This is a genomic window from Methylibium sp. (assembly GCF_013817345.1).
Taxonomy (GTDB): domain Bacteria; phylum Pseudomonadota; class Gammaproteobacteria; order Burkholderiales; family Burkholderiaceae_C; genus Methylibium.
The window spans coordinates 1-5,263 of sequence record NZ_JACDCW010000162.1; the positions used below are offsets into that span (position 1 = coordinate 1).

Annotated in this window: 4 protein-coding genes; 1 reads left to right on the forward strand and 3 read right to left on the reverse strand. The window is 65.1% G+C overall.

What is annotated here, in order from left to right; translation table 11 throughout:
* Positions 1-288: 288 nt before the first annotated feature.
* Positions 289-501 (forward strand): hypothetical protein, encoded by a 213-nt coding sequence (locus tag H0W40_RS18985; protein WP_292449358.1) that lies wholly within the window; start codon positions 289-291, stop codon positions 499-501.
* Between the two features lie 266 nt (positions 502-767).
* On the opposite strand, the gene H0W40_RS18990 is transcribed toward H0W40_RS18985, so the two are convergent.
* From H0W40_RS18990 to H0W40_RS19000, 3 genes are all read right to left on the reverse strand, one after another.
* Positions 768-1,634 (reverse strand): recombinase family protein, encoded by an 867-nt coding sequence (locus tag H0W40_RS18990; protein ID WP_292449360.1) that lies wholly within the window; start codon positions 1,632-1,634, stop codon positions 768-770.
* Positions 1,628-1,879, reverse strand: a complete 252-nt coding sequence (locus H0W40_RS18995) for a recombinase family protein (RefSeq protein WP_292449362.1) — start codon at positions 1,877-1,879, stop codon at positions 1,628-1,630. Before H0W40_RS18995 ends, H0W40_RS18990 begins: the two co-directional genes overlap by 7 nt.
* Positions 1,880-2,394: 515 nt before the next feature.
* The coding region (locus H0W40_RS19000; protein ID WP_292449364.1) for a 3'-5' exonuclease at positions 2,395-5,263 on the reverse strand (2,869 nt) is incomplete at its 5' end.

Below are 5,263 nucleotides of genomic sequence, written 5' to 3' on the forward strand. Positions count from 1 at the left end.
GTCCAAGCCCGACCAACCTGCTACACCGGCCCACGCGGCGGGACGTACACCATCACGGCAAGCGGACGCAAGAACTACGGTGGCTGCTAGCCACCTCGCCTGTCGGCGTCGTGACCTCATCGACTTGCAGCGACGGGACTTGTCGTATCGCTCGGCCATTTGAAGGCCATGCGCGTCCCCTGGTCCGAAAAGGACGTAGGAGACAGACGACACCTGACAAGGCTCTTGAACGACTGACATCGCCGACTGAGGCCGTCATCATTCCGTACTCATCAATGGAACGGTGCCATGCGCAACCCCTGGACGACCAAGAATCCCTTCATGAGCGCCTGGCTCAGCGCTGCGAACAAGGTCACGAACACTGCCCGCGGTCAGGCAACAGCCGCCGGCAAGCGTGAGGTCGCGGCAATACAGGCGGAAGCTGCCAAACAAATCGTCGACTTTTGGAGCGGCACGTCGGTAGCGCCGAAGCCGAAGACAAGGAAGAAGAAGCCCCGCTAAAAACGATGCGACACGGGATCTGTTCGCGCAGCAGCGTCGATGATCTTCTGAGCTAGCAGATCGCTTGCCCGAATCTGCTACGGGGCACGCGGCACAACCTGCTCGGCAGGCAATAGTCCGTCCGTGATGAGGCGCCGAATGCGGTGGTTGTTGACACCGAGCTTGGCGGCGGCCTCCGACATGGTCAGCCAGTCGCCATCCTTGTGCGCCGATCGGTACGCCCGTATGTCGTTGACCATGCGCACAGAGCCCACGCGATGCGCGGTCTATGTCTTGCCCCGACCGGTGGGAGGGCCCATGCGGTTGAGGGTCGCGGCGACGTGCTCGTCAGACCACTCGCCCGCCATGCTGCGCATGACGGCCAGAGCCTCGTTCGGCGTACGGCAGCCGTGCTCGCCAGAGCGTGGCTTGGTCACCCTCACTTGCGAATGCTGACCGCCGCGCCAGTGAATCGTCAGTACGACTTCGCGGGTCGCATCGTCGACATCGGCGACGATATCCTTGACGAGGGTGCGCAGCAGCTGCTGGCGCGCTCGCATCGTCATGCCCGGCGCATCCCATGCCGCTGCGAGATCTTCGGCGAGACCGGCCAAATCGGGCCTGGATGAGGACTGCGCCTGCTCGACCGAGTTCAAGCGTTGCTCGCAGGCCAGCACGCGTTGCAGCGCGCCCTCCCGGCTCTTCTCGAGCTGTGCCGCGATCAACCGGTTGTCCGGATCGCATGCCGCATAGCGGCGCTCAGCGAGCGTGGCCTCGTAGCGCGCCTGCTGTAGCTTGAGCTCGACGATGCGCCGTTGGTCAGCCTGGACTTCCATGTGCCTCCGTTCAGCCTGCAGCGCGGCTTCGATTGCCATGGGCTCGACGGCGCGCAACAACCCGTAGGCATTGACGGCAAGCTGCTTCTGATTGCGCTCGAACTCGGCCCAGTCGATGTAGGCCTCGTGGTGTTCCTTGAGCATCACATCCCACTGATCGACCGGCTTGCCGTGCTTGTACGTCTTGCGAAGCCGACCCTCCACGAGGGTCGTGCGCTTCTCACTCGTGCCGTATGCATAGACCCCCGCGTAGAAGGGATTCTTGAGCACCGAGAGCACGTTGCGGTACCGGATCGCCGTCCAGTCGAAGCTCACCATCTTCTTGCCGTCCGATGGCCGCGGGAAGTGGACTTCGTCGGCGGCAAGCCGCTGGCGGAACGGCCGAGGTCGTCGTCGATCACCTCGACTTGGGCGAATCCCCGGCGGCGGGCTTCCTCCACGAGGTCGTACTGGCGACGTTGGCTCTCCAGGTTGGTCTGGACTTGCGTCTGAGTCGACTGGCGCACATAGGCGACGGCCTTGCGCCGAAGCACGGTGGCCGGCAACAGATCAACGTTCGTCATCGTCACCTCCTGCGGCCGGAACGCCGGCTGCTTGCAACAGGAGGAGCGCCAGCTGCATGACCACCTTGTTCCGTTCGCTCGGGTCCAGGTCTTGGAGCACCGGGGACTCGAACGCGATGCACAGTTGACGCTGGGCTTGTGGCGTTCGCGGTGCCGATGTCGTCGGCAGTTGATGCGGTCTGGGTACATGGGTCATGGCGCGCCTCGCAGGTGTGGGAAACACCCGAGAAGCTTCGTCGAAGTCCTTGCTGGGACAGCAACATATGCAGGTCTGCCAGCGCCTCCACGGGTAAGTTCATGCGCGCGGGCGCCGGCGCCACCGTCGATATGAGCTTGCACGGAGGCTGTCGGTCATGGACAGCCAGATCTGATAAGTATGGGGAGCGCCAAAGATGGCCGGATGCCGGATGCCGGATTTCAAAGCGTAGATTCGGTCACTTCAAACCCGACATGGCCGCCGCCAACAAGTCCTCCTGAGCACCGTGCCCCTTCCGAGTCCAGTGGCGCCGGCGCGGTCAGAAGAGCTCAACCTCTTGGCCTAAGAGCCTCGCATTCAACCTCTGTACTCTGGCCACCGGCCTTACGTTGTACGGCTCGTCGGTTCCTGTTCCGCGGTCAATCCAGTCCAACCTGAGCGCCTCGTAGACCGGCACCCAGCCCTCGCCGTTTCGCAAGAGCATCCCGGGGTTGAGCAGGTAGTGCCCGTTGCGTGTGCGTGCCCACAGCTTGCGCGCCGGCTTGTATGCACTCTCGACCTCGGCGCGGGCCAGCACCTGATTGACATAGCTGCGCTTGCGCCGCTTTTCTTTCCACAGATGCGGCGGCAGGCCTTCGAGCACCTGGTGCAGTTGTTCGGCGAAATAGCCTTCGCCGAATTTCCACGGCGGCTGCGAGCGCACGGCGCAGTACGACCACTGGGTCTTGAGCCCGGCCAGCATCAGCGTCAGCACCCAGTACTCGCCCTGGTGTCGCTCGATGCGGATCAGCCGGCCATCGACCTGCACGTCGATCACCGCCGGCGCCAGGCGGTCGAAGATCGCCGCCAATGAACTCTTGGCGAAGGCCGGCTCCTCGATGGCACGGTTCACGGCGTGCTGCCAGGCGGTCTGCCCGAATTCGTCCTCTGCCTTCGGCTCGGCGCCCCGCTCGAGCAGGGCTTCGACCAAGGCCGCGTTGCCGGCCCTTGCCGCGAGCATTAACTGGGTGGCGCCGGCAGGGGTCTGATGATCGACGGTGTGCACGTCGCACAGACGCAGGATGTCCTTGAAATTCTTCGCCGTGTAAGGCTGCAGGTGGCGCTGCCGAACCGCAGCCACTGCTCGCAACGCGAGCTGTTGCTGCTTCTCGTGGTCGGTCAGCCGCACGCCCAACATCGCAGCGTCGCCGATCCAGCCAAAGTCGCCGTCCGGCGCCAGGCCGCGTGCGGGTTGGAACTGCGCCTTGGCGAGTTGCTCGACCCACGACTGCTGTCCGTGCCACAAGGCATAGTCCAGCAGCGTCTGCTTGAGCCTGGCACTCGGGTTGCCGCGGTCCAGCGCCTTCGGCGCGAGATCTTCGATCAGTTCTCGGCTCCACGGCGCCCAGGGCACCGGCTTGCCTTGCAGGAAGGATTCGCGGATGGCGCGGGCCTGCTCTTGCTTGCCTTGCAGTTCGAGCTTGCGCGCCTCCTGCGCCCACTCTTCCTTGGACGACGCCTGGGTCGCGCCGGTGCGGACCACGCCGACATTGAGGCCCAGCAAGCCGAGCAGCGGATGGCCGGTATCACTTTCGATGAGCGTCAGGCTCTGCACGGCCCGCGTCATCGCCACGTACAGCGCGTTGACGTAGAACTTGTAGAGCTCCAGCGACTTGTTGCCCTTGTCCTTGGCGCGGCGGTAGTCGAGTTCGTCACGCTGCAGGTCCTGCGGCGTCACGCCTTCGCAGACCTCGGCATAGGCCGCACGTTGGCCCGACACCAGACCCAGCAAGACGACATGCGGATACTCCAATCCCTTGGCCTCGTGCACCGAGAAGATCAGCGGCGTGCGCAGCTGCGCGCGCGCCGCGGCCTTGTCCTCGTCGCGCAGCACGATTACCGCGTGCCGCGCCGATGCCCGCGTGCTGGCGTCGATCTGCTTCAGTGCCGCGTCGCCGGCCTGGACCAGCGTCACCTCGCCGGCTTCGCCCGAAGTGCTCTGGACCAGGAAGTTGCTCTCGCGGTCGATCGAGCCGAAGCGGGCCTGCTTGATCTTCAGCAGCGTGTTGGCAAGACCCGTGACGGCCTGCGTGTTGCGGAAGTTGGCTTGCAACACGTGCAGCGGTTGTCGCTGCGCCGCGTCGCCGGCCAGGCCGTGCCAGAACAGTGTCTTCACGGCCGCCCACGAGAAGAAGTTGGGGTGCACGATCTGGTTGGAGTCGCCGCACAGCAGGAACTGGCCCGGGTTCTTGAGGCTGGCCAGCAGCAGCGCGAGTTGGACGCCGGTGAGGTCCTGAACCTCGTCGATGACGATGAAGTCGTACAGCGGCTGGGCCAGCGCCAGCCACTCGTGGGCGACCAGGTTCAGATCGAACTGCGCACTGTCGACAAGCCATTGCCGATAGCGGCCGAACAAGGCGTGGGCCGCTTCGCGCGCGGCGGGCGCCAGCAGACTCTGGCGCGCACCGAGCGCAAGATAGTCGGGCAAGCTGAGCGGCCCGGCAGGCTGCGCGCTGATGACGCCACGGAACTCTTCGAAGAGCGCATGAGCATCGACATCACCCAGCGCCTTGGCCGCCGCGCGGTGGCGGTCGAACCAGCCCTGGAATGAGTTGAAGCCGACCTCGCGGCCTGCGGGTACCCGCAACGTCTCCAAAAATTCGCGCAGGCTGAGAAATTCGGCCTCCTGGTCCGGGTTGTCGTAGTCGTGGGCGTCATAGAGCGCACGCGCCGACTGCGCGAGGAAGGCCGACTGGGTCACATACAGCACCCGGCCCTGCGCCTCCCGCAGCTTGGCCAGCGTGACGGCGGTCTTGCCCGAGCCGGCCGAGCCGACCAGGATCACCGGTGCTGCCAGCCGGCGGACGGCCTCCTGGGCATCGTCGAAGACGATGGGCTTGTCCAGCAACTCGAACTCGGCGCGCGTGGCGTGCAGCCAGCGCAGCGCCGTGGCCTCGGCGGCGGGCAAGATCGCCGGATCGGCACCGGGTTCGTGTTCGATCTTGGCTTCGTCGACCGGCGCGCCGCGCAGGAAGCGCGACTTGTCGTAGGCGTGGTTCTCGATGACCTCGAGCGCCAGGAACACGGTCTCGGCGCCATAACGCGCGAACTGCAGCAACAAGCGGTTGCTGTGATCCAGCTTGGCCCGGTAGTAGCCGCCGACGTGGAGCTTCTTGACGTCGGGGCTCCTGAAGTCGCCGGCTTCGATG